Source organism: Streptomyces sp., from assembly GCF_035563135.1.
Lineage (GTDB): Bacteria > Actinomycetota > Actinomycetes > Streptomycetales > Streptomycetaceae > Streptomyces.
This window is the reverse complement of sequence record NZ_DATMVN010000161.1, coordinates 1-4,652: the sequence shown is the minus strand read 5'-3', so window position 1 is coordinate 4,652 and position 4,652 is coordinate 1. Positions and strand designations below refer to the sequence as shown.

Below are 4,652 nucleotides of genomic sequence, written 5' to 3'. Positions count from 1 at the left end.
CGCTTCCCCGGCCGAAGCCAAGAAGAAGGAGACCGGGAAACCGGTGTCCGAGAAGCCGGTGAAGCAGGCCCCGGCGCCGAGCAAGGCCGAGGAGGCGCCGAAGAAGGCCGCCGAACCGGAGGAGGACGAGCCGAAGAAGGCGAGCCCGAAGAAGAAGACCGGCGGCAGCACGGTGAACCAGCCCGCGAAGGCCGCGTCCGGCGTCACCTTCAGTGCCCCCGTCTCCTTCCGCAGCCACCTCTCGGGCCGCTGCATCGACGTACCGGAGCAGGACTTCAGCGACGGCAAGGCGCTGCACGTGTGGGACTGCAACAACGCCCCCGCGCAGAAGTGGCAGTTCGCCTCCGACGGCACCGTCCGCATCAACAACATGTGCCTGGACGTGGCCAACGCCGATTTCAGCAACGGCACACCGATGCAGATCGTCTGGTGCAACGGCAACGCCGCCCAGAAGTTCACCCTGAACGGCAACCACGACCTCGTCAACACGGTCGTGGGGATGTGCGTCGACATCAAGGACGGCAACCGGAACAGTGGGGCACCGCTGCAACTGTGGACCTGCACGGGTGCCGACAGCCAGAAGTGGAGCACCTGACCGCGACGCCTCGTCGCCGGGAGCACCCCTCCCGCAATCCCCATGCCCCGGGCACGAGGCATGATGAACACCGTCGGCTAGCCGGCACGCGCCCCCGGCGAACGGGGGCGTCCGTAGAAGAAGCCGCCGTAGCAAGGAGGTTGGTGCGTGTCGCGCCAGGTACTGTCGGTCGGCCCCGGGGACCGCTTCTCGACGATCGGGGCGGCACTCGCCGCCGCCCGGACCGGAGCGCTCATCAGCGTCCGGCCCGGGACGTACGCGGAGAACCTCGTGATCAGCACCAGGGTCACCCTCACCGCCGCCGAAGGGCGGGGCACCGTGGAGATCCGGCCGCGTTCGGGCAGCGTGATCGCGCTGCGCGCCGACGCCGTGATGCTCACCGAGCTGACCCTGCGCGGCGGTGACGCCGAACTGCCCGCCGTGGACGTACGGCGCGGGCAGGCCGCGTTCGACGGCTGCGAGATCGTCGGTGCCGCCTGGACCGCGATGCTGGCCGGAGGCACGGGCTCCCTCGCGCTGCGGGACTGCCGGGTGAGCAACCCGCAAGGAGCGGGCATCGTGGTGACGTCCACCACGCCCACCACCGTGGAGTCCTGCACACTCGAACACCTGGGAACCAGCGGCCTGGTCCTCGCCGAGCAGGGCGAGGCCCGCATGCGTGACTGCACGGTGCGCGACGCCCGCGGCAACGGGGTGCTCGCCAACGGTGAGACCCGCGGCAGCGTCGAGGACTGCGACATCTCCTCCACCGACAAACCCTCCATCGCCCTGGAGCAGGACTGTGCCGTCTCGGTGATCCGCACCGTGGTGCACGACACCAGCACCGGCGTGCACCTGAGCAGCGCGGGCCGCACGACGCTGGAGGACGTCAGGGTCACCGGTGCCTCCGGGAACGGCATCGCACTCGCCGGTGGCACCGACCCGGTGCTGCGCCGCTGTCGTGTCTCGCGCGTCCGCGGGCACGGTGTGCTGGTCACCGACCGGGCGCGCGGCACCTTCGAGGACTGCTGGGTGGACGGCGCGCAGGGAGCGGCGCTGCGGGTCGCCGGGGCCGCCTCCCCGGCGCTGACCGGTCTGACGGTCCGCGACTGCGACGGGGCCGGACTGCTCCTGGACGAGGGCTCGGCGCCGGAACTGGACCGCCTGGAGGTGATCGGCGGTTCACCGGCGGTCTCGGTGCTCGGCGGCGCCAACCCGCTGCTGCGCCGGGCCCGGCTGGTGGAGCCCGCCGGCGACGGCATCGTGGCCGCCCGGGACGCCCGGGGGCGCGCCGAGGACTGCGAGATCGTCCGGCCGAAGGGCGCGGGTGTGCGTGTGGCCTCCGGCGGCACCCTCTACCTCGCCGGCGGCGGGGTCTCCGACACCGCCACCAGCGGCCTCGTCGTGGAGGACGGCGGCAACGTCACCGTCCGCGACTTCCGCGTCGAGATATCCGGCGAGGAGGGCGTGCTGGTCGCCGCGGGCGGCGAGCTGACCGCCAACCGCACCTCGGTGCACGCCCCCAAGGGCCACGGCTTCCTGCTCCAGGAGGGCGCGCTCGCCTCACTCAGCGGCTGCGAGGCCACCGGAGGAGCCCAGGACGGCTTCCGGGTGGAGTCCACCGCGCCGGTCTCGCTCGTCAACTGCCTCGCCCGGGAGAACGAGGGCGGCGGCCTCGTGCAGACCGCGCCCGGTGAACGGCTGGCGGTCGAGGGGCTGAACAGCACGGGCAACGGGAAACGGGACGCGTGGGGAACCGGCAGCGCCGAGAACACCGACCCGGCCGGGTCCGGCGCCGCCGACGGGCCCTCCCCGGACCGCGCGGACGGGCCGCTCGGCGCCCTCAACGCGCTGATCGGCCTGGAGAACGTCAAACAGCAGGTGCGCACCCTGGTCAACCTGACCCAGCTCGCCCAGCGACGTGAACAACTCGGCATGCCCGCCCCGCCGATGAGCAGGCACCTGGTCTTCGCGGGCCCGCCCGGCACCGGCAAGACGACCGTCGCCCGCCTCTACGGCTCGATCCTGGCCGAGCTGGGTTCGCTGCGCAGCGGGCACCTGGTCGAGGTCTCACGCGCCGACCTGGTCGCACAGGTCGTCGGCGGCACCGCGATCAAGACCTCCGAGACCTTCCAGCGTGCGCTCGGCGGGGTGCTGTTCATCGACGAGGCGTACACCCTCACCGCGGACAGCGGCAACGGCGGCGCCGACTTCGGCCGCGAAGCCGTGGACACGCTGCTGAAGCTGATGGAGGACCACCGCGACGACGTGGTGGTGGTCGCGGCCGGCTACTCCCGGGAGATGGACTCCTTCCTCGGTTCCAACCCGGGTCTGGCCTCCCGCTTCTCACGGACCGTCGAGTTCGAGAACTACTCGGTGCCCGATCTCGTCGCGATCATGGAGAGCATGTGCGCCCAGCACCAGTACGAGCTGGGTGAAGGCACCGCCGCCGCTCTGGCCGCGCACTTCGAGGCGATGCCGAGGGACGCCGGCTTCGGCAACGGCCGTGCCGCGCGCGGGGTGTTCGAGGAGATGGTGGACAGACAGGCTGTCCGGCTCGCCGCACAGCCGCAGGTCAGCGAGCGCGATCTCCGGCTGCTGCTGCCGGACGACGTGTCCGCCACCGCCGCCGAGGCGGCCTCCGGGGCCGCCGTGCCGGACGACGACCCGCTGACCCGCCTCGGCGACATGATCGGCCTGGCCGGGGTGAAACGCGAAGTCGCGGATCTGGTCAACCTCATCACCACGGCCCGCCACCGTGCCGCGGCCGGACTGCCGGTCCCCTCGCTCAGCAACCACCTGGTCTTCACCGGTCCGCCCGGTACCGGCAAGACCACCGTCGCCCGCCTCTACGGGGAGGTCCTGACCCAGCTCGGCGTCCTCGAACGGGGCCAGCTGATCGAGGCGGCCCGCGCCGACCTGGTCGGCCGCTACATCGGCCACACCGCCCAGCTCACCCGTGAGGTCTTCGAACGGGCCCGGGGCGGCGTGCTGTTCATCGACGAGGCGTACACCCTCACCCCCCGCGGCGGCGGCGCCGACTTCGGTCAGGAGGCGGTGGACACCCTCCTGAAGCTGATGGAGGACCACCGCGACGAGGTGGTCGTCATCGTCGCCGGTTACACCGAGGAGATGGAGGGCTTCCTCGCCTCCAACCCGGGCCTCTCCTCCCGGTTCCCGCGCCGCATCGCCTTCGCCGACTACTCCTCGGAGGAACTGGTCACCATCGTGCGCGCCCAGGCGTCGAAGATGGGCTACGAGTGCGGGCCCGGGACCGGCCCGCTGCTCAAGGAGTACTTCGACGCGGTGCCCCGGGACCGCTCCTTCGGCAACGCCCGCCTGGCCCGCCAGGTGGTCGAGTCGATGGTCACCCGCCAGGCGGGACGGCTCAGTTCGCTGGCCGCGCCCACCCTGGACGACCTGCGCATCCTCCTCCCCGAGGACGTGACGGCCGCAGCACCGAAGGTGGCTCCCCGATGAGGCCGCCCGCCCGCGGGGCCGTCCGCCTCCTGTCCGGTGCCGGCCTCGCCGCCGCACTGCTGCTGCCCACCGCCGTCCCGGCCCAGGCGGCTCCCCTCCCGCGGGTCCCGGCGGCCGACGGCAAGAAGGGCCAGGAACTGCCCGGCATGCCCTCGGCGTTCGACCCGGAGGCCGACGAGGTGGTCTGCACCCCCGCCTCACACCAGGAGGCGACGAAACAGGACTGGTCACGCCAGCGCCTCGACCTGGACCGGCTGCACCGGCACAGCACCGGCGCGGGCGTGACCGTCGCGCTGATCGGCACCGGGGTCGCCCCCGACGCGAACGGGCTCAGCGGCCGGGTCACCGCCCCGGGCGCGGCCGCTGACGACTGCGTCGGGCACGGTACGTTCCTGGCCGGGCTGATCGCCGGGACCGGAGGGGACAGCCCCCGCCTCGCCGGGGTCGCCCCGGGCGCGGAGATCCTGGCCCTGCGCGGCACCGACCGGAGAGGGCAGCCGAGCTCCGACCTCGTCGTGGAGGCACTGCGCGAGGCGGCCGAGGCCCGGGCCGGAGTGATCGCGGTGGCGGTGGCCCTGCCGCGCCGGGACGCGGCGCT

Annotated in this window: 3 protein-coding genes; all 3 read left to right on the top strand. The window is 72.8% G+C overall.

Annotated elements, in window-relative coordinates; translation table 11 throughout:
• Positions 1-595: ricin-type beta-trefoil lectin domain protein (locus VN520_RS06850; RefSeq protein ID WP_325745947.1), on the top strand; the 595-nt coding region annotated here is incomplete at its 5' end.
• A 147-nt stretch (positions 596-742) separates the two neighbouring features.
• On the top strand, positions 743-4,054 hold the full coding sequence (locus tag VN520_RS06845; RefSeq protein WP_325745946.1) for a right-handed parallel beta-helix repeat-containing protein: 3,312 nt from the start codon (positions 743-745) through the stop codon (positions 4,052-4,054).
• The coding region (locus tag VN520_RS06840) for a S8 family serine peptidase (protein WP_325745945.1) at positions 4,051-4,652 on the top strand (602 nt) is incomplete at its 3' end. The genes VN520_RS06845 and VN520_RS06840, both read left to right, overlap by 4 nt.